Source organism: Cupriavidus sp. PET2-C1, from assembly GCF_054515855.1.
This window is the reverse complement of record NZ_JBTNRJ010000003.1, coordinates 862,567-887,411: the sequence shown is the minus strand read 5'-3', so window position 1 is coordinate 887,411 and position 24,845 is coordinate 862,567. Positions and strand designations below refer to the sequence as shown.

The window sequence follows — 24,845 nt, the reverse complement described above, 5'->3', positions numbered from 1 at the left end:
GCATGGTTACGCTGCAGGTCAACACACTACATGTAGTGTTTTTTGAAGAATTGGCTCTCTAAAACTCTTCCATATAGGGGTGATCGTACTTCCCGTGCAATTTCTGGCGGTTTGTCACGGAAAATGCCGATATATCGGGGACTTTCAAATACACCGATCGCGAGAGACTCGTCGCGGCGAAAAGCCTTGCTGCAGGCGACTCTGCGCTCTGCGACCGCCATTTTTCACACGGAAAGTACTACTACCCTGGTAAGGGGGTGGATGCACTTGGCATCGCTCCATTATGAACAAAGCCTCCCGCGTTGGGGAGGCTTTGTCAGCAGTCTGAAGCCCCGGCAAATCCGTGGCTCTTCCTTTTACTTTTTTGGTTGATGACTCTTCGGTACGCGATAAGAAGGAATTGTTGGGATGGGGACCTGAAATCGCATCGCCAAATCCTGGGCAAACTGTCGATAGTAAGGCCACAGGTGATAAGGCATGTTGTGCGAAGCAAACTCCTCAACGCCATCTTGCGGCAAATCGTCGGGCTTCACATTAGCGACCGCATACTCCACGGCGAATTCGGCCTGTAGGTCGAGGACCACATCCTCGTCATTAAGCTCCTCCGAATCGTCGGGTACGCCCTCCTCACCAATACGGACGATCCTAGTGCGCGTGCACACCAGAAACTTCATGAAGCTGGCAGCCCGCGCATCCTCGTCGCCTTCCCCTGGATAGGCGATCTCAGCAACAGAGATATCGCCCGTCGTCCAGTTAATTCGAGTAAAACTGCCAAAAACCTGACGGCGATCGAACCATGGTGCTACCTTGGCCTCCACCTTCGTGGGATAGGCGGCCTGGATATGCAAGTTGGGAAGCACCTTCTCTAGGGTTTCTTGATTCATGCTGCTTTGCGACGCTCAACACCCGAAGTGAAACTGTCGTTTGCACCTTTGACAAGCTTAAGCCGGTGGCTTCGCACGACAATTCCTTCCCGTGGCGCGAAGTCTTCATGCGCTGCGGTCACGCTGAATGTCTGCTTTCTCGAAGCAGGCGCGTTGGGCTCCAGCTTAATGTCAAGATGCATCTCCAGCGCATGCGCGATTTCCGATGCCGTCGCGATGGTTACGTTGTGGTTGCCACCGAAGAGGCGGCTCAGGAAAGAAGGTTTCTTTTCCAGGCGTTCGGCAAGAGCCTTTTGAGTCAGCCCCGATTTCTTCATTGCTTCAACGAGCTGGCGCGACAAGTCGAGTAGCGCGCGCTCCGTCCAGTACTCATGAGATTGCCGTGCCCGCTGAAACGCTTCCTTATAGCGGTTGCTAATCTTCATCGTCCTCTCCTTCGACATACTCCAGGGTACCGTCCTGCTTGGCTGCCTGATACTCAGCGTGCACTTTCTGCGCAGCCTTGATCAGGTCCTTGGAGGTCTTCCCAGACTTTCCACCAGCCTTGTAGAACAGCTTCGACAGCACAATCACCTTCCCTGCATCGTAAAAGTACAACAAACGAAGAGTGCCGGTGACATCAAACTGCCATATCTTCGGGTCGTCGCACACATGGTGCGTTCGGTTTTCAGCAAAGGCCTCTGGCCCGTGCTTTGCCGCATGCTCAAGGAACGCAAAGCATCGCTCAGCATCCTTGGCGGTCGCCAACCCGGCGAGCACGCCATCGCCACGAGCGTTTAACAACTCGTACACGGACCACGTGTCCTGGACAACGGCAGCTACTCGCAAGATATTAACTTATAAGTGAATCTTCAAGGGGGAAAGTACCACGGAATTGGTGGTTTTTCTCGGTGCATGCCATACGTGTGCCTCAAGGGCGGCACAGCGGACCTCATTCTAAGGCAGATGTGCTGCTTAGAGTCCTGGTATATTTTCCGCCCTCTCTAGGCTGACGAACCCGACCTTGGACACTGCACCGGCGTTAGCCGTTGATTCTGAATAGTTTTTCGCTGACACCCGCGTATGGGGACTGCAGCGCCGACGCCGAAAACCGCCTGTTTGCCGTCCTTCTCGAGGGATGGCCTAGATTCGTGTTTGTGCTCTTCAGAGCATAATCGTCAAAAATCCGCGACATTCCCCACTAACCGTTTGATTTCACATCGGAACGCCCCTTCACGGCGCCCCCCTTTGTTTCGGCGATGAGCACCCGGAAATGTTCCACGGTCTGCCCGGCATTGATCGCCCGCTGCAGCCAGTCCGGCATGGCGCCGCGGCCGTCCCAGCCCTGCCCGTGCGCGTTGCGGTAGCGCACCCCACCAGGCAACGTCGCAGGTGGCGGCTCGGCAAAGCAGCCGGCGGCCTGCAGGTCGGCCACGGTCAGGCCGTGCTGGGCCATCTGGATGCGGATCCAGGTAATCGCTTCGGCGCGCTCGATTTCGATCGACTTCATTCTTAGGTGCACAGATTTGAGGAAGCTGCGGGGCAGAATCCTGCGTTGTCGTCTCAAAGACCGTTGGGCCTCCACATTGTGCCGGCGGATCGCTGGTGTAACGCAACCCGCTCGCTTGGGGATTGGGAATCACGTGGTCACCCCGCCGCTCAAAAACTAATCAGACCCGAGGAGCCCGCCGGGCATCTGGTCCTCGCGCGGTTTGTCCACAGGCCTATCCCAGCTCGCGGTGGACAAATCCTCGCCCCCTCCCCTCCTCAGGCCGGCCCCGCTTTGAACTTCAACTTGGTCTTGGTCGCTGGCACCTGGCGCCTGGTCGTTGCCTGGCGGCGCGACGCGGTGGCTTCCGCTTGTGCGCGCTCGGCCTGCCGCAGCGCCGCATCCAGTTCGGCCCGCAGCCCGTCTTGTGCCACTTGCGCTCGCTCGAGCGCCTGCTCGGCCGCCGCCAGTTGCCGGCTGAGCGTGTCGCGCTCGGCCTGCAGCCGCGCCCGTGCCTCGGCACCGGCCACGGCCGCCTCCTGCGCCCTCGCCTGCATGGCCGCCAGTTCGGTGCGCAGGTCCGCGACCGCCTGCTCGGCCTTCTGCCGCAGCGTGCGCTCCTGGTCGATCTCGCGCAGCGCGCGGCGCTCGGTGGCGCTGGCGCGCTCTTGTGCCACCACCACCTGCTCGCGGGTGCGCTCGAGGTCCGCCGAGAACTGCGTGTGCATCTCGCCCAGTTGCCGCTCCAGCGCCTCGACCTGGCGCTTGCTCTCGTCGTGACGCGCCTGCGCGGCCGCGTGGGCCCGGCGCTCGGCGTCCAACTCCCCTTGTAGCGCCGCGCGCGCGCGCTGGACGGCGTCGAACTCGGCCTGCACAGCGGCGGTCTCCTGCTCGGCCACCACCACCGCGGCCCGCGCCTGGTCGCGCTGCGCTTCCGCCTCGCTCGCCTGTAGCCGCGCCTCCGCCCGCAAGGCGGCCAGCTCGCCGCTAGCGGCCTCGTTGGCGGCCTGCCAGATCGACTGCACGGCGTCGGCCGCGATCGCCTTGAGCGCATCCGGCAGCCCGGGCTGGTCAATGGTCACGCGCATCTTGCCGCGCAAATCCTGCCAGAACTGCGCCAGCACTTCGGTCGGCGTGCCCATGCTGCCCTTGCGCACCAGACCGTAGAGCTTGTTGGCGGTGGGCGTGATGCCATACCGGAAGAACAGCAAGGCGCAGACCTCGCGGTAGAGCGCGCGAGTCTCGGGGAACTGCGCGCGCAGGGTGGCCACGTCGGCGGCGAGCTGGGCCTCGGGGACGGTGTCGCTAGGCGTGGGCGGCGGGTGATCGAGCGGGCTGGCGGTCATGTTCTACATGGAACGTTCGTGGAGTTTTCTATTATATTACTACGTAATACGTTAATTTATTGAGTAAATTGCCATATTTTTAGACATAAGTGGGCTTCTGTCTAGAATTAGGTCTACACTCACGCCATGACGCCCGCCGCACCGATGGAACCCACCCCGCTCCCCCACCCTGTCTTCGCTGCCCTGCCGGCCACCCCGATCGAGCGCTTGCGCCTGCCCGCCGCGCTGTCCGGCGCCGCCGGCAGCAACCGGGCCCGCAGCGGCACCCCACAGATCTCGGCTGCCGACGATCTGGCCGCCGTCACCGCCTGGCTGGCTCGCTATACCGACACGCCGGCCACGCTGCAGACCTATCGGCGCGAGGTCGAGCGCTTGCTGCTGTGGGCCGTCCTGCAGCACGGCAAGCCGCTGTCCTCGCTCACCCATGAGGACCTGCTGCTGTACGAGCGTTTCCTGGTCGATCCCCAGCCGGCCTGGCGCTGGGTGATGGCATCGCGCAAAAAGCTCGCGCGCGGCGCGCCCGACTGGCGGCCGTTCGCCGGCCCGCTCTCCCCGGCCAGCGCGCGGCACGCGATGGTGATCCTCAATGCGCTGTTCGCCTGGCTGGTGGACGCCGGCTACCTCGCCGGCAATCCGCTCTCCCTGGCACGCAGCCGGCGCGGCCAGTCCAAGCCCCGCATCACGCGCTACCTCAGCCACGCCATGTGGCAGACAGTCAAGGACACCATCGAAGCGATGCCGGGTACGAGCGACAGTGCGACCGAGCGCGAGCGCCTGCATGCGGCGCGCTGCCGCTGGCTCTTCACGGTGCTGTATCTCGGCGGCCTGCGCGCGGCGGAAGTGGCCGAAACCCGCATGGGCGCCTTCTTCTGCCGGCGCGACCGCGACGGCGTGGAGCGCTGGTGGCTGGAGGTGACCGGCAAGGGCAACAAGACGCGGCTGGTGCCGGCGACAGATGAGCGATCGTGGAGCTGGCGCGCTATCGCGAGGCGTACGGCCTGCCACCGGCACCGCACCCCGGCGAGGCGCGCCCCATCGTGCTGCCGATCATCGGCAAGGAAAAGCCCTTGTCACGCGGTGCGCTGCACCTGGTGCTGAAGGAAGTCTTCGGGATGGCCGCCGCGCGCCTGCGCTCACGCGGCCCGGAGTGGGAAAGCCGGGCCGCGGTGCTGGCCAGCGCGTCGGCGCACTGGCTGCGCCATACCGCGGGGTCGCACATGACCGACCAGCAGGTGGACCTGCGTTTCGTGAGGGACAATTTCGGGCATGCATCCATCTCGACCACCAGCGCCTATCTGCATACGGAGGACGATGCGCGGCACGAGGCCACGCAGGAACGCCACCGGATCGGGTGGACGCGCGAAGGGTGATGGGCGCCGCTCTGGCCAGCATGCCTGCTTTGGTGAATGCCCGCCGCGGCTTGGGCGGCAAGGTGAATCGCGAGGGACGGCTACAATCTCAGCTCGTTTTTAATGGCTGGGCATGATAGGCTTCGAACAACTGGCGGCACTGAAGGAATAACTGGCAATGCAAGCCAAGGCCGCGCCACCGGCCAAGACGCGTTGCGCACCGCCGAGGGCTTCAGCCCGCCCGACTAGGCCCGTGAATGAGCCCGTTAAGCCCGTCGATCCGGTGCTGCAAGCCATTGTGAAGTTGCAGAAACGCTTCCCGGCAACCTTTCCGGGGTGATCGTACTTTTGATGCGAAATCTGGCGGTGTGGCACCAAAAATTCATACGAATCAATGGATTGCAAAAACGCCTGCCGCGCTTCGTGCGGCAGACCAGACAGCCTTGTTGCAAGCGACTCTACGACTGGCTACCGCCAGATTTGGCACCAAAAGTACGCCTACCCCTCTATCGGTACCTGGGAGCGTAAGGCGCGTCCACGCAGAGAGTCCAAAGCACATATGTCGGCCGTGTCGCGCGCACCTTGCCCGCTTCGCGATCGGGCAGCCAGGGACCGATTTATAGCGAACGCCTGTTTTCCTGCCACTCTGGTTTCATAGCGGGCCTCGGGGTAGGGTTTCGAATCACGGCTTGGCATCGACACGCCGACTCGGGCCCTGCATGCGCAATCCTTCCCTGCCCTGAAGGACTGAGCTGTCGCACCCTCGGTCATGACGGTCAAGCATGGGCACCGAACGAAACCAACACTACCAGGGCGATTTCCGCCAGTGAGCCAACGATTTTCTTTACGGTTTCCGGGATTTGCAAAATCATGTTCTGTGTTTCTTGAAAGATAGCTGCATAAAATAAGTATATCTATCGCCACGGTACTTTACCGGCGCGATTCGCAATGCTTTGGCTAGACGAAAGATCCACCAGACATAGAATATACCTTGCGCCGATATTGGTCAGCTGAGGGCCGCCTCAAAAATCGACGTCAGAATCAGATTTACCGGACAAATAGCACTGAGATTTTGATTAGGTCGCTTAATCGACGAATCTGGACTAAAGGCGCCCCCAAATGCCATGGTGATAAGCCAAAATATTTGCACCACTCCTGAATTCCTGCCACTTGCAGACCGAAAGGCATTCCGAATTCGTCGACCCCACATGGGGTGCTTATGGCAGGATGGGTTGTCAACGTTTATCGCGGAGGTTATGCACCCGCCTCCAACGACAACAATCGATGTCAATCTCTCCGAGCCAAAGTACATTCTTATTCTTTAGAAGAGTACGGCGTGCGGAGCTTTCCGGTGGACGCCAGGTTTGCTACGTAATCAGGGACGGCGATACCTGCGGGCAGGTCCGGGGCATCCTCTGCTCCACTGGTCTTGTAGGTCATAGGAATAGCGCCTGCCCACACCGGGAAGTTTGCGTCCTCCGGATCATTCGGGAAACCCTCGCGCGTTTTAGCAGTTGCTTCTTCGATGTCCATGTAAAGGATCGAGGTCGCCTTGAGTTCCTGCGACTGCATCGGACGCAACGTGTCCCAGCGTCCAGGGAAGAGACCTTCGATGAAGTGCTTCAACGCTGCCTTTTTCGCTTCCTCCCCTTCTAGAATCTGGGCCTTGCCAAAAGCCATGGCCGATCGGTACCGGGACGAATGAAAGAAGGCAGAACGTGCCAGAACGAAGCCATCCATGAAGCTGCACGTGACACATACCTGGGTGCCCTCCGCTTTCCGAAGAAAGCGGCTAGCCGATGAACCATGCCAGTACAGGCGGTCACCATCCCGCCAGTGCAAAGTGGGCGTCACGTAGGGTGCGCCATCAATGACGTAACCCACGTGGCACAGCGGGGCTTCGTCGAGAATTCGGTATACGTCCTCACGCCCATGCGAGCCCCTTTCGTGGAGTCGGCGAACTCGGGTGCGTTCGGTGGTGGGAAAGTCTTCCGTGGGTGTCGTGTTCTGTGTGCTCATAGCAGTCGATTCCATTGAGAACTTGCATTCTTGGAGAGCAGCGACACCATGAAAAGGGCCACTTAGCTGTATTCCTCTGGGCCGCTTGGAAGGTCTATCTGGCCGCTGCTCTACAGTGCGGCGCGCCGGGGCTCCAGGATGGCTAGCCCGCACGCCGCCGCGGCGCCGGTGGGGTCGTCATAACGGCGACGATTTCCCGCGAGCGCGGGGAGAGTGCAACAGCTATATCTCCAACTGCGAGAGCTGATTCTGGCTGGCGAGCTTTCCAGCAGCGCGAGGATGCCTTCGTCTCGTGTCCTGGCGGCAGAGCTGGGGATCGCCAGTCCGAAGGCTATTTGGTGAGCAAACTCGGGTCGAGAACGCCGGTGAGCGACAGCCCCCCGGAAGAGTTGCTTAAGGCACACGCGAATGTTTCCGAAAGTGTGGACTCGCCCCCGGCTGAAACACAGATATCCTCCAAAGATTTGGTAACGAAGCGGGGAATCCGATTCGACACTTCGATAACGTTGCTCGTCACAGAGATGCGTGGTGCCGCGACCGCCTCGTACATTGACATGCCGAAGTCCACGACATTGACGATGGTCTGCGTCAACGCCGAAGGAATCGCAGTGCCCCCCGGGGCTCCCAATGCCATCCACACAGCATCGTCTTTAAAGATCAGCGTCGTACACTGAGAACTCGTTCTACGCTTTCCGGGCCCGATTGATGCAGCTCGCCCCGGTCGTGGATCGAAGCCACTGAGGAGCCCGTTGTACAGAATACCGAGCCCGAAAGTAATGATGCCCGAACTGGTGCCAAGACTGTGCGTAAGTGAGACTGCACTCCCGTCGGCGTCTATCACGCACACTTGGGTTGTATCGCGCGGCTCGATGGGCTTCGCTGGAGATAGGCGTTCGACGTTGGCAACGCCACCGGCTCGAATATCCGTCACAAGCTCCTCCGTGTGCGACAGCAAAGCGCACGTCGCGTCGACCAGGGATGTTGAACCGGCTTGGAAAGGATTTCGCAACTGGCCCACTTTCCTGGTCCAATCTGTAGAACAGTGCAGTTTTTGTTTGCTGGAGAAGGAAACCATCCATGACCGCAGTGACGCAACTGACAGATCTGTCCGCCTCCCAACTCGCCGAAGCATTGCGGCGACACGAGTTTTCCTGTCGCGATTTGATGCAGGCGACGCTGACCCGGATCCATGCGCTCAACCCCGTCTTCAATGCGATTGTGAATTTGGCGCCGGACGAGTCATTGCTGGCCCAAGCCGACATGGCGGACGCTGACCTGGCCCGCGGCCGGGACCGCGGTTGGCTACACGGGATCCCCATCGCCATCAAGGATTTCGCAGATGCTGTGGGCTTTCCCACGACGAAAGGCTGTGAATTGCTGGCGGCCAACATGCCCCGTACAGATTCAATCATGACCGCGCGATTGAAAGACGCTGGTTGCATCGTAATCGGGAAGACTGCCACGCCCGAGTTGGGTCTGGGTTCGCATACCTTCAGTTCCCTGTGGGGTGTGACGAGGAACGCATGGGATACCGAAGTCAGTGCGGGCGGAAGCAGCGGAGGCGCTGCTGTATCCTTAGCGCAGCGCATGCTCCCTTTAGCAGATGGCTCCGATGGAATGGGATCATTGCGGAACCCCGCCGGCTGGAATCACGTCTTCGGCATGCGACCGTCTCAGGGTCGTATTCCGCAAGCCGGAACTTCCGATGTTTGGATTGACCTGCTTTCTAACGAGGGGCCGATGGGTCGCAGTATTCGCGACGTTGGTCGCCTGCTCGCCACTCAGAGTGGCTTCGATGCTCGGTCACCCCTGTCAATGCAGATGCCTCTTGGCTGGAATGAGGCCGAGCCGACAGATCCGGACCTGCTGAAGGGCATGCGCATTGGATGGCTCGGAGATATTGGTGGCCATCTGGCCATGGAGCCTGGCGTGCTAGACACGTGCCGCGACGCGTTGCGGCATTTTGAAGCCGCAGGAGCAGTGGTAGAGGAGGTCCCGCTTGGCTTTGATCCCGCCCTTCTCTGGGAATGCTGGCTCACCTGGCGACGTGCTGTTGCAGGGCCGCGGGTCGGCGCATTACTGCAACTTCCAGGTGCACGAGAGAAGATCAAGCCTGAGGCGCAGTGGGAGTACGAATGCTCCCAGGGCATGAGCTTTAACGACTTCCGCGAAGCTACGCAAGTGCGGACCCGCTACTACCAACACATGCACAGCCTGTTGCAGCGCTGGGACCTGCTGGTGCTGCCCTCCGCACAGTGTTGGCCATTCCATGCCGAAGAGCGTTGGCCAAAGCATATTTCTGGCCGCGAGATGGACACCTACCACCGCTGGATGGAAGTGTCTATCTACTCGTCATTGGGTGGATTGCCTTCCCTCGTGGTTCCCGCAGGCTTCCATTCAAATGGGCGTTGGCCAATGGGGATGCAACTGATGGGTCGCTATGGCGGCGATGCCGATGTGCTGCGCGCTGGGGCTGCATATGAACTGCTGCGGAGCGAATTCATCGCCCAGCGCCCTTCGTTGCCAACTGGCATCTAATACCAGCACGCCCTGTTTGATCCGCGCCCAGTGGCGGCAACCCTAACCGAGCCGCCGTTGTGCTCACCGGCGGCCTGAGGGCCGACCCGAAGATGCGTGAGTATTACAGCGCTTACGTCCATCCACCTAAACGACGAGCACGAGGTGCTCCATTGAAAGTATGGAAAGAGATCTGGAAGTGGCATTCGTTGGTGGCGGAGGCATGGCTACGGCATTGATCGGCGGCCTCCTGAGAGGCGGCATGTCGCCAGAGGAAATTCACGTCGTGGACCCGTCCGCGGCGGCACGCAAGCAACTAGCCGACAACTTCGGCGTTAGCGTGTCAGAGGGGCCCTGCGACCGACTCGTGCGATGTCGTATGGTTGTGTGGGCTGTTAAACCCCAACATTTTGCGGAGGCAGCGGGTCAGGTTGCGCCGTTCACCGGATCTGCTCTTCACGTCAGTGTGGCGGCAGGAGTCGCCGTTGCCACGTTGCGGCGCTGGTTGAGCGTGAAGCGGGTGGTGCGCGCCATGCCAAATACACCGGCGTTGATTGGCATGGGCATCACCGGCTTGTTCGCCCCCGAAGAGGTCAACGACAATGACCGATCACGGGTGGAGATGTTGGTAGCTGCCACTGGTAGATTCCTCTGGATGAATGAAGAACGGTTGATCGATGCGGTGACAGCCGTATCAGGTTCCGGCCCGGCCTATATCTTCTACGTAATGGAGAGCATGGTGCAGGCCAGCAAAGAGATGGGCTTGTCGAACGATCAAGCCACGGAGTTGGTGGGAGCCACCGTAGCCGGGGCGGCCGCGCTGGCGGCCCAGGCCGGCGAGCCGCTCGAATCTCTGCGCGCACGCGTAACATCCAAGGGTGGCACGACCGCTGCGGCCATCGAGTTGCTTCGATCTGCAGGGCTGCAGCAGACTTTCATTGATGCAATGTGGGCAGCAAATCGGCGTGCGGCTGAAATGAGCGCAGAGCATCGGGAGTCTTGAAGCAAGGCCCGTACTAGCTGATTCGAACTCTTACCCGCGAGCTTTGACCGCTCTTCGTTGCTACGCTCATCGGCAGCGCGGCAAAGGGGCCGCTCCAGAATCTCTGTGAGCAGGCCCCTGCCTATGGTGGCTAGCCTCCCAGTTCGGCCTGCGCCCCTGGCATAGCCAACAGCCGCTTCGATTCATAACCGGCCTGCCAACAATCTCCAAAGTGGCTTACTCACGTGAGTCTCCTCATGAGAGCCTCGCCTAGCGAAAGCCTGACAGCATATGAAAAAGTCTCCCGTCTGAGTCTGCGCAAAGCGCCCTTCGGATGCCCAGGCAGATATTCTCTTGAATTAATTATTCTTATTATGAAAATCGCTTTGTGCATCTATGATCTTGAAGCACCTTGCAAATCATATCTAGATTGGCTCGCCATTGTCGATGGATATGCAAAATCGTCCTCTAGTGCAAATACAGACCTTCTCGTTCTTCCGGAGCTCGTTGGCCTGCACTGGGCACACTATCTTTCGTCGGATCATTCAAAACCTCCATCGGAAGTTATTCGAGCGCTAGCTACCGATTCAACATCGCTAGTTTCCGACCTCACAGAAATCTCAAGTCGGAACAAAATTTCCATACTTGCGGGCAGTTTCCCCCGTATGCTCAACCAACAAGTCGTGAATCAGGCCATTCTCGTTGGCGAAAAAGGGGTGATCGCCACCCACGAAAAACTGTGCCTAACGCCGATTGAAAAGAAGGATTTTTTGATTCACCCAGGAGAGCGCCTGTCCGTGTTCGAAATCCAGGGATGGCGATGCGTTATCTTGACGTGCCTGGACATCGAACAGCCTTGGTTGTCTTGCCAGCTCAGCCAACTCGATATCGATCTAGTGTTGGTGCCAAGTATGACTATGACGTCCGATGGGTATCATCGTGTGTTCAGCTGCGCAAAAAGCCGTGCCGTAGAACTTCAGGCTGCCGTGTGCGTCGTGGGCGCTGTAGGCAACACACCTTACACACCCTTTCATCCTTCGAACTATTCTGGCGCGGCAGTCTTCGTGCCGTGCGAAGAGCCGTTGGGTAGCGATGGAACCCTCCTTAACGTTGCTCCCAGAGCAACTTCTGCGGGTACAGCGGACGCCTTCCTTCATATTTCAGCTATCCCACTAGCAGAAATTCGCAGGATGCGTAACGGAGGGGCCCGCGTATGGCCGGGCGCCTGGCGCCCAAGCTCGAAATTTCGAGTCGAGCTTCCCTAAGCCCGTACGCCCCCCCCCCGAACACATAGGTTAGCAAAGCTATAAAAATGTGGCGTCGCGAGAAGGGTCGTGAATCTACGATCTTTCACTGCAAGATTCCTAATAGATCTGACATAGAGCCGATTCCACCAATGAATCCGCGCTTGACTCTTGCTCGTTTCACCTGAACTTCGCTCCAATGTGAGCATTGAAGTCGGGCTAAGAATACTCGCAAAGCGTCAAGGGCGATGGCGCTTTTCAATGACCATAGTCCAAATGACTGAACTCCTAAAAACAGCAGGCGACGCGCCCCAACATCGCACGCTTAGCGGGGCCGATTACCTTCGCAAGATTCTAACCGCAAGAGTCTACGACGTTGCATCACAATCGGATCTAGTCGAGGCGCCGAAGCTCTCAGCTCGGCTAGGGCACACCATTCTATTGAAACGGGAAGACACACAATCAGTTTTTAGCTTCAAGGTTCGAGGTGCGTACAACAAAATGGCGCAACTTACCGCTGAGGAGTTGGCCCGCGGTGTGATCTGTTCTTCTGCAGGCAACCACGCCCAGGGTGTCGCCCTCGCAGCTCGGAAGCTGGGTTGCCGAGCCGTGATCGTTATGCCCACGACAACACCTGAAGTGAAAGTGCAAGGCGTCCTCGCCCTCGGCGGCGAAGCCGTACTCTTTGGCGACAGCTATTCAGACTCATACCAGCACGCGGTAGCGCTTCAGAAGACGGAAAATCTCACCTTCGTACACCCCTTTGATGACCCAGACGTTATCGCCGGCCAAGGAACCGTTGGGCTCGAGATACTGCGTCAATATCAAAGGCCGATTGACGCGATTTTCTGTCCGGTGGGTGGCGGCGGATTGATTGCCGGTGTTGCGAGTTATGTAAAGGCCGTACGACCCGAGGTAAAGGTGATCGGCGTGCAGACGACAGATTCGCGCGCCATGCTGAACTCCGTCGCTGCAGGTATGCGGGTCCAACTCAAGGAAGTGGGACTATTTTGCGATGGTACGGCAGTCAGGTTGGTAGGTGACGAAACCTATCGTCTCGTTCGCGAGTTGGTGGATGAATTCGTAGTTGTTGAAACTGACGCCGTTTGTGCCGCCATCAAGGATGTGTACGAAGACACCCGAGGAATTCTCGAGCCTTCCGGCGCGATGGCCGTTGCGGCAGTCAAGCAATACGCAGGGCAAGCCGTAGATCTTGGTCAAACGTTCGTGGCCATCACGAGCGGAGCGAATATGAACTTCGAGCGGCTTCGATTCGTCGCGGAGCGTGCAGTCCTCGGCGAAGAGCGCGAAGCCATCTTTGCTGTCACTATGGGTGAACAACGTGGCGAGCTCAAGAAATTCTGCAGCCTGCTCGGAGCACGAAACGTGACGGAACTCAACTATCGTATGGCTGACCGCGCTGATGCACGGGTATTGGTTCGTCTATCGATAGCTGCTCGAGAAGAGATTTCCCAAATGATGGAAATCTTTTCCATGAATGGATACTCTACATTAGACCTTACTGATGACGAGCTAACCAAGGAGCACCTTCGACATCTTGTTACGGGGCCTTCCAGTCAGCCGGATGACGAGCAACTTATTGAATTTAATTTCCCCGAAAAACCAAGAGCATTATCTACATTTCTCTCCTTGCTAGATTCGAAATGGAATATAAGCCTCTTTCATTACCGAAATCAAGGCGCCGATTTCGGTCGTGTTTTGGTTGGCATCCAGGTCCCTCATAAGGAGAATGAAAGATTTTCTTCGTTTTTATTGAAGCAGCCGTATAAGTTCACAGATTACTCCAACAATCTCGCCTACCGCATGTTTTTGCGTTGATGCTTAAGCTAAGGTTTTCTGATTGTTTTGCTCGTTAAGGATATGGGTCCCCACATCTCTCGCCGGCAGACTGGGAACGCGAAGGCACAGCGAAGGGGCGCCTTGCGAAGCCTGGACATGCGGATGCGCGAACCGCGCATCCGGATTACCTTATTTTTTATATGAAGGGTTGCTCGTGGGTACGATGCTCTGTACCCCGTTTCGAAAAACAACGGGCTGCCGGCTTTGCAACGATGAACGAACTGCGCCAATGTTCACCAATTCTTAAAAAGGAAGCCTACCCTCGCCTTTTCAGAGTCCGAACAGCCGTCCGAGCGACGGTCGCTTCTGTTCAATTCCCGCAAGCTTTTGCATATGCCAAGCAAGCGCATGATTACTGGAAGTGGCGGGCTTTCCCGTAATTCTCTCAATCTCGGGAAGAGCCTCAAAAGTGGGTAGTGTCGTACAGGAAATGAAGACACCGTCCACGTAAGAAGGCATCGGTCCGCCACCGTGGACAGCTGCCTCTACCACGCTCCGTGTTGCGATGAGTCCAACTTTCCTGTCGTCCGGCTCTTCAAATGACACGATCGAATCGACTTCAAGGCCCCGTGCACGCAAGCCATCTACCATTTTGCGATTGACGTCTGCTCGATAGGGCGTGATTAACTTAATACGCTTCATATGAAGAGCAGCGCATGCCGCGATGCATGCCGACACCGGCTCGGTCACCGCAGCCTTCGGATGGACGCTATGTACAATCTCGGCCACCTTATCCTCGCCAAGAACCATGGTGCCCGAGGTGCAGCCAAAGGCGACCACTTGCGCATTGAAGTCAGGCGGAAAAAGGGCCGCTGTTGGAGCAAGAAGGTCACCCATGGCCACCAAGCTCTCTGGCGTGATGTCGAATTCGTTGAAGATGCGACTATGGTATAGCGCGACGGGCGTTGAAGGTAAGCTGGCCCGAACTTCGCCTTCAAGCGTCCGATCTGTCCGGAGCACAATAAGTGCCATCTTGGCCATCTTTTCAATATCGGTACGGAATTCATATCCGAGTCGAGTCTGCTGCATAGTACGCATCCTGAGTTGAGAACTCCTTGCAGGATATGGCGTCGCTATATCATCGAACGGGCCAGTTACCTCAAACAGGACAGACCAATTGCCAGTCGATCCGTCGGAACGACGCAGCCGCCATCAAATCGCAAATCAGGGGATCAGCTCGGCTTCGAGTTGCGAGAGGCGCGCGCAGTTGTCGCCCCCCTTTCCTCCTTCGCCTCGATTTCGATGCCATAGCACGTGCGAACCCCGCTGAATTCGTCCACCGCGACAGCACAGGGCTAGAGCAATGCTTGCTTGATGCCGCTCCTGGTCCATACGGCCTCGAGCCTGTCCATTGCGATCTTCATCTGCGCTTCATTGCTTGCTGCGAACCCGAGTTGGAACCCCCTTAGGGGCTCTACTTCCAGGAAGTACTGCGACAACGGTGGGCACACGACGTTTTCGTCGAGAGCGCTGCGAAAGAATGCTAGATCGTCTATCGGAGAGCTTGCGACCGTTGCGAGGTTCAGGCCCGCCGCATCTGAAACCACGGAGAGCGATGCCCCAAATCGAACCCGCAGCATCTCTCGAAGCAACGCCTGCCGCCCAGCGTAAATCTCACGCATCCGTCTGATATGTGAGTAGAGAGTTCCACGGTCGATGAACTCCAGCATGGCAGCTTGAATCGCTCCCGGAGGGGAGCCATCGGACCAAGTTCGCATGCTCAGGAAGATGTCTACTAACTGATCTGGAATGACCAGGTAGCCAACCCGCAAAGAGGGAAACATGATCTTATTGAATGTGCCTGCGTAGATCACCTGGCAGCCCTCATCAGCGCCTTGTAGCGCCGGTAGAGGCGCGCTTCCATATCGAAATTCGCTGCTGTAGTCATCCTCGAAGATAAAGCACCCCTCGCGATAAGCCCATTCCAATAGGGCCTCGCGGCGAGCTACGCTCATCGTTATGCCCATAGGATATTGATGTGATGGCGTTGTGTAGAGCAGCCTTGCTCCATCCGAGTCGCCTTCGGTGGGCACTAACACCCCTTGCTCATCTAGCGGAATACCCCGTAACGAGAGCCCCGCGGAAAGCATTGCATTTCGCGCGCCAAGAAATCCGGGGTCTTCGATTAGTGCTGTGTCGCCTGGCTTTGTCAGTACACGCAGTGTGAGATCGAAGGCATGTTGAGCGCCTGACACAATGATAATCTGGTCAGCACTGCATCGGACCCCTCTGGCGCTCCCCAGATAGGCAGCAAGCGCTTCTCTTAGCGGTCGGTAACCAGCCGGATCACGAGTTTCCAACAGTGCGGAAGTGGCATTTCTCCAAGCCTTCGCTGCAAATTCGCTCCACTCCCGGTAGGGAAATTGGTCGATCGCCGGCATCCCAGGCGCAAACGGGATTGCGCTAGAGAGCAGCTGCATGTTTCTTTGCTGCGTACTGCTAATCAGCACGTGCTTCGGAAGCTTATCTCTCAGGTCACTGCGCGTTGAGTGTCCTTCGCGAGCCCGCCGCGGACGAGCCGACGTGCTGCTCGCGGATAGGGGCAGGTTCAAATCTGGAAGATGATCGGATTGTCTTGCCCGCACCCGAACGCCCGAACCTACACGCGTCTCTACAAATCCTTGTTCATCCAGACGAGTGATTACGGCCAGCGCAGTCGTCCTTGCAATGTGCAAAGTGCGAGACATTTCCCGCGTGGACGGCAATAAGTCTCCCGGCTGCAGGGCTCCATTTGTAATCATGCGACGAACTGCATGGACGATCTGATCGACTAGAGTCGAATCGTTTGACCGGTCTATTGTGATCAGATCCAACAATCGTGCCTTGGAGGCTCTTGGCTTGCGGCCCCCGACCGGTTGCAGCTGATCCTGCTCCAAGTGGCTTGCTTCAACTTCAATTAGTGGCTTGTCCACAGACTCCTCCTCTCTCTGAAAATGGCCCGGACTGATGGATAGAGGAAGGCGTCGGGGCGATGTTCTTCACCGCAAAGATAGCAAGTGGCGTGCTGGCTCGTCAACCAGGATGCCACTTCTTGCTCGCCAGCCACTTTTCATCAACGACCCGGACAGCATGTGACCGGCGAAGAGCTTGGCGGCAAACCGAAGGCCCATAGCATTTACCGCTGGCAACATTCCCAACCCGAGGCGGAATGTGTAACAAGCAATTGAAGGAAACCTTTATGAGCGAAAAATACGAAAGTACTCCCCGCACGACCCTGACCCGTCGGCCGCATCGCGGCATCTACGACAAGGACGTAATCCACGCGATTTTGGATCAGGGATATATGTGCAATGTAGCCTACATCCACGAAGGCTCACCGCGCGTACTGCCAACTGGCTACGGACGAATCGGCGACAACATCTACATCCATGGCTCCAACCAGAGCACGATGTTGAAGGCTGCATTGAGCGGCGAAGTATGCATTCTCGTTACCCACGTGGACGGCTTGGTTCTGGCGCGAGCGCTCTATAACCACTCGGTTAACTATCGTTCGGTAGTAATTTTCGGCTGCCCCGAGGAGGTGACAGACATCGACGAAAAATCCGCTTCCTTTGAGGCATATGCTCGCCATGTTTTGCCCGGTCGATACCAGGACGTGCGGCCGCCCAACGAAAAGGAACTAAACAGTACAACGGTCATGCGGATTTCCATTACGGAGGCCGTTGCAAAGATGCGTTCGGGTCCCCCAACTGACTTCGAGCATGATCTTGATAGAGACTGTTGGGCAGGCGAACTTTTGATCAAGCAGGTCCACGCGGGGGCTATTAAGGATCCCAATGGGAGGCAGGATGTACCGACTCCTGATTACGTGACTGGTTACGAAATCAAACCGGTAGTTGAATCACAGGATATCGCCAATAGCGCCGATAGTCTGTAAGTCACCGAGCCACTCCGGGCTTACCCACAACAAGTAATCGTGAGTCCGGATAAATTAACTGTCTTCTCGGCATGCAGTTGCGAAATCGTTGCCGCTCAGCACCTTGAGACGTTGGCTCGGGACCGAGCGGGTAGTCCGCGCAATGCCGAACATGGGTGCCTTGACCGCCGACGGCGTTACGGGTATGGCGGCTTCGGACGCTGTGTCTCACGCGGACAGGGCGATCGCCGAACGCGTGTTGGCTTCAACTGGCTACTGCTTCTGGGTGGATTCGGATGAGAGGTTCGATGCGGTCGCCGCCGTAAGCGGGAGCGGGCCGGCCTATGTGCTTCACTTTCTCGAGGTCTTTCAACAGGCTGCCCAGACGCAAGGATTCGAACTAGCGGTGGCACGTGAACTCGTCCTTCGAGCGGCTGCCGGCGCGATGGGACTGGCAAAGCTCGGAGAAAACTTCAATGTACTGCGAACCCGCGTCATCTCAAAACGGGGGAGCACCGAGGCGGCATTACGTGATCTGGACGAGTGGGCTCCACCACAGCAAGACGAGGTGTTGCTCCTTGGCCACAAGACTGAAGCGGTCAGCGCAAGGAGGTGCGTTCCTCGGACACTGCTCCGTTGCCAAGCCGTCACGCGGCAAGGGCGTGGGCGATTCGAAACGCAGGCGGACGAGCACTGAGACGAGGGCTGCACCAGCAATTCGCGCAGCATGATTCGCTACGCGGCTCATGTGCCAGCCCTACCCCGTGGTTCAGGCAGCCAGTGTCGATTCCGTCCCTTCATAGATACGCCCGCAGGGTTCACCGAGCACAGTGGTTCTCTCCAGGTGCCGCAATTCGGCGGGATCGTGGTCGCCAAGTGCGAAGTGCATAGTACACCGGTTATCCCATATCACTATGTCGTTGGCCTGCCAGCGATGACGATAAACCAATTGTGGACGCGTCGAATGGGCAATCAGGAAATCTATGATGGGACGGCTTTCCCGCTCGGTCATCCCTTCGAAGTTTTTAACGCCTTCGCATAGGAACAGTGATTTTCGTCCGGTTTCTGGATGCACCTTGACCAACGGATGGACAATCGGCGGGTTGAGCTTCCGGTTCTCGGCAGCCCACTCGGCCGACACGTTCTTTCTCTCGCGTACGTGCACCAGGTTCAGATCTTCAACTAGCGCCTTCATGCCTTCGGAAAGATCGTCGTAGGCCGCATACATGTTGGCGAACATAGTGTCGCCGCCACACGACGGCACGCTCAACGCTCGCAGAAGCGACGCCGAGGCCGGCCGCAGGGATGGTGCCAGGTCTGAATGCCAGACCTGCCCGATGTCACCACCGCGTTTGAGCCCCATCGCGCTGCGCTCGTTCGCGACAACGAACAGTTCGGGATACTCGGGGTGCCTGTCTAGGGGCAGCGCGTCGTGCCGATCCAACTCGCCGAAACGTCGGCTAAAGGCGATGTGCTGCTCCCTGGAGATACGCTGGTTGCGTAGCAGTAGGACTCCGCCGGAGTTTAGAAAGGCACGTTTGATCTCTTGGAATAGCGAATCGGAGACAGGCTGCGACAGATCGACACCCTGGGCCTCCACGCCGATCCTGTAGGACAACGGCATTAACTTGATTGTCATGATTTACTCCCTATAGATCGCAACTACAAAACATCACCTTTAAACAGCGTGGCTTGCGAAATTATCTGATTGTGATTCGACAGTGGCCTCCCACATCAGCACAACCGACCTCATGATCCGGGTGAAAAGTCCGGATAACCTTTTCTACCTCTACGCTCGCAGGTAAGCCGGTACTCGCCTACGCCGCCGGCATAGGGCAGAAAGCTGGCCTTCGATATTGGCACCGAGAAACTAGGATCGACCTTTAGACAGTAATGTGTCGCCGTGACACTCAAACTGCACGGGCTCGGACCGCTCACAACTGTGCTCGCGTCGATGCAATATAGTCCGTTTATGTTCATCGTATGCATGCGTCGTGACACGCAAGCCTTAAGAAAACAATGTGCCATGTAATTAGACTGTCTGCGATCCAGTCTGCGCGGTGCTCAAACGATGTAACCACGTGGGTGAGCACTGAAGGAAAAATGCCTCTCCCCTTGATGTTTGGATAGCGATCACGAAACATTATCAAACCTGCAGCGCATAACACTTTCGACACATCCGCATCATGTCCTGCGCAGCACCATGCCTGGTCGAGCCTCGGTCTGCTTGCAGTCACGCAGAACCGCCTGTCCATTAACCCAAACATGAAAAATTCCCGTGGAAGCTGCATCAGGATCACGCAATGTGGCGTGCGCGGCAATAGCGTCATTTTTAAAGACGACGATGTCCGCGTAATAGCCTTCCTTCAGTTGTCCCCGGCGCTCCAGCTTGAAACGAGTGGCCGGCACACTAGTTAACCGCGAAATCGCTTCAACCAGGGTTAGCCTGCCTGATTTTTGTACATAGTTTTCCAGGAACGTCGTAGCCCACGAGAAAGCGATGGGCGAAAAGCGCATCTGACTAAGGGCCCCATCGGCACTCTTAGTCACACCATCGGAAATTACCATGCAGCCAGGTTGCTCGATCAATTTGTCAATGTCCGGTTGGCGAGAAACACGACCACACCACATGAGTCCCGCAATGCCCTCGCCTTCATCGGCAAGCAGATCGCAGATACTGTCCCAGGGCAGCACACCGCGGATTTCGGCGATATCAGCGATCGTCTTGCCAACAAGATCCGGATTGGCTGCGCTGTAATACAGGACCAAAAGATCCCAGCGGGAGTCCGACAGCAGTTTCCAATTGGGAAACACGTTCTGCCCCATCTTATGCCGCTGCTCCGGTTCGCGCAGCGCTTTGAGCAGCAGTGCCGGAGGAAGCTCAAGCGCCCAACTGGGTAAGGAGGCGATGACCTTTGTAGGTCCCCACTCATCCGGAATCACGTCGAACCCCACGTCGACTCCATCGCCTCGCGCCCAATCGATCATCTCAATCACGCGATCAACAGCCTCGGCCGGCGCGCCGTGCTTGGGTGCGATGTGCGACAACTGCAACTTTGATTTCGTTGAGCGGGCTACACCCAGAACCTCGCCGACGCCCATTTCTATGAGCCAGTCGCGATTGCGGATATGAGTTGCATGAATAGCGTCGCGGCTAGCTGCAATGGCTCCAACCTGCATGAGTTCGGCCTGTGAAGCATACATGCCCGGGGTGTACTCCAGGCCGGTCGAGATCCCCAACGCTCCGTCGTCAAGCGCGTCGTATAGATAACGCCCCATCTGCTCCATCTCGTCCGCGTTCACGGCCGAACTCGAAGCGCGTTTGACTGCCAGTCGAACGGCCCCATGTCCGACATACGAACCTACGTTCAGTACGGGCTTGGCATCCTCCAGCGCGGCCAGATACTCGCCGAATGTGCGCCAGGTGATCTGGGTCGAATCATGAATACCTAGGATGTATTTGCGCAATAGAACGGGGTCGGCGCAAGGCGCACAGCTGTGACCACAGTTGCCCACGATTTCCGTGGTCACACCCTGACTAACCTGGCTGGCCGCCCGGCCGTCGCATAGCAACGCAGCGTCGGAATGCGTATGGATATCGATGAACCCCGGGGCGACGGTCATTCCTGTGCAATCGATCCTCTTCTTGGCCTGCACCTGCACGTCGCCCTCGGCCACCCAAAGGATCTGCCGACCCGAGACGGCGACCGTGCCACGGAACGGCGGCCGCTTCCCATCCCCTAGAATGACCGTCCCCCCTGCTAGCAGATAGTCGACTTCGCTCGACACTTCATTGAATGTAGCCATTTGATTCCTCAGTTGTCGATTTGGATATTTTTTCGCTTGATCAAGGCTGACCAGCGGCCGAACTCGGTATCGATAAAACGTGAGAAATCACCCCGAGACTGGGGCCGCACAACCATCCCTTGCTGGCGCAGCCCCTTAAGAACGGCTGGATCCTGCAGGACCCTATTAATCTCGTGGTTCAAGTAGTCGGCGATAGGCGCCGGTGTATTGGCCGGCGCCGCAATGCCGTACCAAAGGGAAACGTCGACGTCCAGTCCTTGCTCGGCGAGCGTCGGGACAGCCGGGTAAGCTTCAAGGCGCTGCGGGGCGCTTATCCCGAGAATGCTCAGTTTCCCGGCATTCGCATATTCGGTTGCAGGCTGCAGGCCAAGCATCATGAGATCTACCTGCCCGCCGAGCAGTTGCGCCGACGCTGCGGCCGTGCCCGGAAATGGCACATGCAGCAGATGCACATTCGCGGACTGCTCGAGCGAGGCGATGGCTAGGTGCGCGGTGCTGCCGATGCCCCAACTCGCGGCGGACACCGATTCCGGACTCCGCCGTGCAATCCGGAGTACATCACTGATGCTCTTGCCCATGTAGGTCGGACCAGCTACCAACGCAAACGGCCGTACTCCAATGAACGCCAATGCTTGAAGATCCTCGACGCGATAACTAATCGTCTTGTAAACCAGAGGATTAAGGACGTTGGTCTCCGGAAGCGCTAACATCAACGTATAGCCATCCGCCGGCGCCCGCGAGACGGCAGTTGTACCCACGATGCCATTGGCACCGGAGCGATTCTCGACAATCACGGGCTGGCCCACCTGGACCGAGAGTTTTTCTGAAACCAATCGTGCTATCGCATCCGTAGGACCGCCCGAGGGCCAAGGCACAACCAACTTGATTGGCCGGGAAGGAAATCCGGGCGGTTTAGCTTGGGCCGAGAAGCAGCACGCTAGGAGCAAGGTCGCACCTGCAAGCAGTTTTTTGAACATTGAGGCTCCAGATACAGGAAGAGAGGGCAGCCAAGCACCAGGATTGATGCATGTGCTCGCGCGTTGAACCTGCTGACACGAGCGGCCCCCGATCAGTTATTGATGTGAATATTCTTGGCCTTAATTAGCGTAGCCCAGCGCGTGGTTTCTTTACCGAGGAATTTGTCGAACCATGATGCCGATTCAGGCTGCACCACCATCCCACGCTTGCGCAGATTTTCCAGAACCATCGGCTCCGTCAGAACCTCATGAACCGCCTTGGATAGAAGATCTTTGATCGGCGCCGGCGTGCCGGCCGGGGCGACGATCCCATACCAGAGCGAAACGTCGAAACCAGGAATACCCTGTTCAGCGAAAGTCGGGATGTCTGAATAGGCTTTCATCCGCTGCGACGACGTGGCGGCGATAATTTTCACCTCTCGGCGCGAAGCATAGGTCGTAGCGCGCTCGGCTGACAGAAACATGAGATCCCCCTGCCCTCCGATGAGCTGCGTCAACGCTGGCGCTTCACCGGGATACGGTACATGCAGCAGTCTGACGTTGCCGGCCTGCTCGAGCAGTGCGATGGCGGTATGTGCGGTACTGCCGATTCCCCAACTGAAAGCGGAAACGGAGTTCGGCGCTTTTTTGGCCAACGCCAGAACTTCAGAAACCGTATTGGCCTCCAGGTTAGCCCTGGCAACTAGGGTAAATGGCAGGATCCCAATGAATGCCACCGCATCGAAATCTTTGGCGGTGTAAGTGATATTTTTGTATACCAATGGGTTCAGTACATTGGTTTCCGGCAGTGCGAGCATGATGGTGTAGCCGTCCGGCTTTGCTCGGGCAACTAGGTTCGAGCCAATTAGGCCGTTCGCGCCGGGTCGGTTTTCTACAACGACCTGCTGGTTGATACGAGCCGACAATCTTTCGGCCATTAGCCGTGCGATGCCATCGGTGTTCCCGCCGGCCGCCCAAGGTAGGACCAACCGAATCGGGCGCGACGGATAATCATCGGCCTTGGCGACACCCGTCGCAATTAAAATCGCCAGTAGAGGGCCGAGTAATAGCTTCCTCAAAGACATGTGGAGCCCCTTAAAATTGGTATGGATTTTGTGACAGCAGTACAATAATCACGCATAGAATCCGCACTCATGCGGACCACTTTAGATATAAGCAACAGGCCGGTTTCCTTTGCGCATTGTTGCTTTCGCGGCAATAGAAATCCGCACCAATCGCACTCGTAAGCGCACCATTTTGCGCCGAAAAAACCCAGTATCGTGCACGCCAGGCCCCATCTGGCCTGACAACGGGGGGTACGCATGACAGAGGACAAGCCGACAATTTCTTGGGCGGCACAAAATACAATTCCCCTATTTCGGAGCGATAGCATTTAGGTGATTACCCTCAATTGGAATTCCAATCCGTTCCTGCTAGCTAAGATCACCTTCGCGCTGGTGCGCGAAATGGTGTATGAGTCGTACTTCCTCACCGTGTAGGGCCTGATCCCCTTCGCACGCTCGAACGGGATCCTGTGCCAGGCCAGGGCCGCGGGTCGGCCGCCAATTCCGCGACCTGCTATTGCCTCGGGATCACCCAACTCGGTCCGGCGCCGGGCAACCTGCTATTCGAGCGATTCATCTCGAAGGAGCGCGGCGAGCCGCACGATATCGAACCGTTTATGATCTGGTGGTTGACGTCGCTGTCGTGTGGCGGGGGCCGGTCCACGGCGGCATGGTCCAGCAGCCGTATTTGCGCCCGCCGGCAAGGCAAGGAACCTGTCACCTACCCGAGCCCTCAGATGGAGCAGGCGCCGTCCCTGACACTTGTCGTGCCGATCTCAGGAGCATGTCCTGCAAGTCGCCATGGTTGCGACAAAACGCAAAGGAGGGCTGGAGCATTACTACGACCGCATCGTGACCGGCATGTCGAGCACGGCGACGAGCGCGAGTTTTCCGAGCGGATTCTTCAGCAGATCCAGAGCATCGGTGAAACGGCTTTCCGGAGAACCATTCCGCGAGCTTCGCGCTGCTGGTCTGTGCAGGCGCCGGGCTCAAATGCCACGAGCCGGCCGCGTTCCACTGCGCTCGGCTCCACAGCCGGCCTATGGGCTCCTACAGTCCTTCCTAACTGGCGCAGAATGCAAAACATCATGGTGTCACAGTGCTGCGGCGGACGTTGCGCTCAGCGGGTGGAGTTCGTCGTTGGAATGCCGATCGGGCGAACCATCAGCCGTCAGACTAGGGCTCTTGCCCCTGTGCGGCATGCGCCAGGACGCCATTCAACGGATCGAGGACGCGCGGGCTGTGCGTACCTTCACGACTGTCCCCGAGCGCGCACGTCGTGCGACCTGGATCTCCAGGCGCTCGCCGCAGGCAAACGCTGCGCTAACGAACAAAGGCCCGCTTCGGCGAATGAGAGTGACGTCTTGGTACGCCGGCTCGTCAAAGAGGGCAAGCGATTGAGGTGGCAGGCAGACATGGTCTGCCGGCTGAACCCGCCTGGGCAAGACGCGCGGATCCTACTAAGCACCTCGGGCGTCATCCCAGGCACCGCA

Annotated in this window: 19 protein-coding genes and 3 pseudogenes; 9 read left to right on the top strand and 13 right to left on the bottom strand. The window is 57.8% G+C overall.

Annotated elements, in window-relative coordinates:
* Window positions 1-356: 356 nt before the first annotated feature.
* From ACX12D_RS37820 to ACX12D_RS37800, 5 genes are all read right to left on the bottom strand, one after another.
* Window positions 357-884, bottom strand: coding sequence for a hypothetical protein (locus tag ACX12D_RS37820; protein ID WP_459376920.1), 528 nt, complete (start codon window positions 882-884; stop codon window positions 357-359).
* Entirely contained in the window at window positions 881-1,309 is a 429-nt protein-coding gene (locus ACX12D_RS37815; RefSeq protein ID WP_459376919.1) for a helix-turn-helix domain-containing protein, read from the bottom strand. The genes ACX12D_RS37820 and ACX12D_RS37815 overlap by 4 nt, the downstream gene beginning before the upstream one ends.
* Window positions 1,299-1,676: a type II toxin-antitoxin system RelE/ParE family toxin gene (locus ACX12D_RS37810; RefSeq protein ID WP_459376918.1), complete on the bottom strand. Its 378-nt coding sequence runs from the start codon at window positions 1,674-1,676 to the stop codon at window positions 1,299-1,301. The genes ACX12D_RS37815 and ACX12D_RS37810 overlap by 11 nt, the downstream gene beginning before the upstream one ends.
* Before the next feature lie 388 nt (window positions 1,677-2,064).
* Window positions 2,065-2,373, bottom strand: coding sequence for an H-NS histone family protein (locus ACX12D_RS37805; RefSeq protein ID WP_459376917.1), 309 nt, complete (start codon window positions 2,371-2,373; stop codon window positions 2,065-2,067).
* Window positions 2,374-2,630: 257 nt separating this feature from the next.
* The gene (locus ACX12D_RS37800; RefSeq protein ID WP_459376916.1) at window positions 2,631-3,698 is read right to left on the bottom strand and encodes a DNA-binding protein; all 1,068 of its coding nucleotides are present in this window, start codon (window positions 3,696-3,698) and stop codon (window positions 2,631-2,633) included.
* A 144-nt stretch (window positions 3,699-3,842) separates the two neighbouring features.
* On the opposite strand from ACX12D_RS37800, the pseudogene ACX12D_RS37795 reads away from it, so the two are divergent.
* A pseudogene (locus tag ACX12D_RS37795) lies at window positions 3,843-5,068 on the top strand (tyrosine-type recombinase/integrase).
* A gap of 1,293 nt (window positions 5,069-6,361) precedes the next feature.
* Here the strand turns inward: ACX12D_RS37795 and ACX12D_RS37790 are convergent.
* Window positions 6,362-7,066 (bottom strand): pyridoxamine 5'-phosphate oxidase family protein, encoded by a 705-nt coding sequence (locus tag ACX12D_RS37790; RefSeq protein WP_459376915.1) that lies wholly within the window; start codon window positions 7,064-7,066, stop codon window positions 6,362-6,364.
* A gap of 331 nt (window positions 7,067-7,397) precedes the next feature.
* The gene (locus ACX12D_RS37785; protein WP_459376914.1) at window positions 7,398-8,141 is read right to left on the bottom strand and encodes a gamma-glutamyltransferase; all 744 of its coding nucleotides are present in this window, start codon (window positions 8,139-8,141) and stop codon (window positions 7,398-7,400) included.
* Between the two features lie 2 nt (window positions 8,142-8,143).
* Between ACX12D_RS37785 and ACX12D_RS37780 the strand changes: the two genes are divergently transcribed.
* The 4 genes from ACX12D_RS37780 (at window position 8,144) to ilvA (ending at window position 13,648) form a co-directional block, all read left to right on the top strand.
* Window positions 8,144-9,604: an amidase gene (locus tag ACX12D_RS37780; RefSeq protein ID WP_459376913.1), complete on the top strand. Its 1,461-nt coding sequence runs from the start codon at window positions 8,144-8,146 to the stop codon at window positions 9,602-9,604.
* Window positions 9,605-9,764: 160 nt separating this feature from the next.
* The gene (gene proC / locus ACX12D_RS37775) at window positions 9,765-10,586 is read left to right on the top strand and encodes a pyrroline-5-carboxylate reductase (RefSeq protein WP_459376912.1); all 822 of its coding nucleotides are present in this window, start codon (window positions 9,765-9,767) and stop codon (window positions 10,584-10,586) included.
* Between the two features lie 236 nt (window positions 10,587-10,822).
* A complete protein-coding gene (locus tag ACX12D_RS37770; protein ID WP_459376911.1) occupies window positions 10,823-11,830 on the top strand; it encodes a nitrilase-related carbon-nitrogen hydrolase in 1,008 nt (335 codons plus the stop codon).
* A 255-nt stretch (window positions 11,831-12,085) separates the two neighbouring features.
* Entirely contained in the window at window positions 12,086-13,648 is a 1,563-nt protein-coding gene (gene ilvA / locus ACX12D_RS37765; RefSeq protein WP_459376910.1) for a threonine ammonia-lyase, biosynthetic, read from the top strand.
* Between the two features lie 291 nt (window positions 13,649-13,939).
* On the opposite strand, the gene ACX12D_RS37760 is transcribed toward ilvA, so the two are convergent.
* Window positions 13,940-14,698 carry a maleate cis-trans isomerase family protein gene (locus ACX12D_RS37760; protein ID WP_459376909.1) on the bottom strand — a complete coding sequence of 253 codons (759 nt, stop codon included), beginning with the start codon at window positions 14,696-14,698 and terminating at the stop codon, window positions 13,940-13,942.
* A gap of 266 nt (window positions 14,699-14,964) precedes the next feature.
* Window positions 14,965-16,581: a MocR-like pyridoxine biosynthesis transcription factor PdxR gene (gene pdxR, locus ACX12D_RS37755; protein WP_459376908.1), complete on the bottom strand. Its 1,617-nt coding sequence runs from the start codon at window positions 16,579-16,581 to the stop codon at window positions 14,965-14,967.
* Between the two features lie 266 nt (window positions 16,582-16,847).
* On the opposite strand from pdxR, the gene ACX12D_RS37750 reads away from it, so the two are divergent.
* Window positions 16,848-17,546, top strand: a complete 699-nt coding sequence (locus tag ACX12D_RS37750) for a pyridoxamine 5'-phosphate oxidase family protein (protein WP_459376907.1) — start codon at window positions 16,848-16,850, stop codon at window positions 17,544-17,546.
* Window positions 17,547-17,697: 151 nt separating this feature from the next.
* Window positions 17,698-18,222, top strand: a complete 525-nt coding sequence (locus ACX12D_RS37745; RefSeq protein WP_459376906.1) for a pyrroline-5-carboxylate reductase family protein — start codon at window positions 17,698-17,700, stop codon at window positions 18,220-18,222.
* A 72-nt stretch (window positions 18,223-18,294) separates the two neighbouring features.
* Here ACX12D_RS37745 and ACX12D_RS37740 read toward each other — a convergent pair whose 3' ends face one another.
* The 4 genes from ACX12D_RS37740 to ACX12D_RS37725 form a co-directional block, all read right to left on the bottom strand.
* The gene (locus ACX12D_RS37740) at window positions 18,295-19,164 is read right to left on the bottom strand and encodes a TauD/TfdA dioxygenase family protein (RefSeq protein WP_459376905.1); all 870 of its coding nucleotides are present in this window, start codon (window positions 19,162-19,164) and stop codon (window positions 18,295-18,297) included.
* 545 nt (window positions 19,165-19,709) lie between these two features.
* A complete protein-coding gene (locus tag ACX12D_RS37735; protein ID WP_459376904.1) occupies window positions 19,710-21,332 on the bottom strand; it encodes an N-acyl-D-amino-acid deacylase family protein in 1,623 nt (540 codons plus the stop codon).
* A gap of 8 nt (window positions 21,333-21,340) precedes the next feature.
* Window positions 21,341-22,309 carry a tripartite tricarboxylate transporter substrate binding protein gene (locus ACX12D_RS37730; protein ID WP_459376903.1) on the bottom strand — a complete coding sequence of 323 codons (969 nt, stop codon included), beginning with the start codon at window positions 22,307-22,309 and terminating at the stop codon, window positions 21,341-21,343.
* A 92-nt stretch (window positions 22,310-22,401) separates the two neighbouring features.
* Window positions 22,402-23,373 carry a Bug family tripartite tricarboxylate transporter substrate binding protein gene (locus ACX12D_RS37725; RefSeq protein ID WP_459376902.1) on the bottom strand — a complete coding sequence of 324 codons (972 nt, stop codon included), beginning with the start codon at window positions 23,371-23,373 and terminating at the stop codon, window positions 22,402-22,404.
* 366 nt (window positions 23,374-23,739) lie between these two features.
* On the opposite strand from ACX12D_RS37725, the pseudogene ACX12D_RS37720 reads away from it, so the two are divergent.
* Both ACX12D_RS37720 and ACX12D_RS37715 read left to right on the top strand, forming a co-directional pair.
* Window positions 23,740-23,963: pseudogene (locus ACX12D_RS37720) on the top strand (hypothetical protein); the annotation flags it as partial.
* Window positions 23,954-24,636, top strand: a pseudogene (locus ACX12D_RS37715) (helix-hairpin-helix domain-containing protein); the annotation flags it as partial. The pseudogenes ACX12D_RS37720 and ACX12D_RS37715, both read left to right, overlap by 10 nt.
* Window positions 24,637-24,845: the final 209 nt, after the last annotated feature.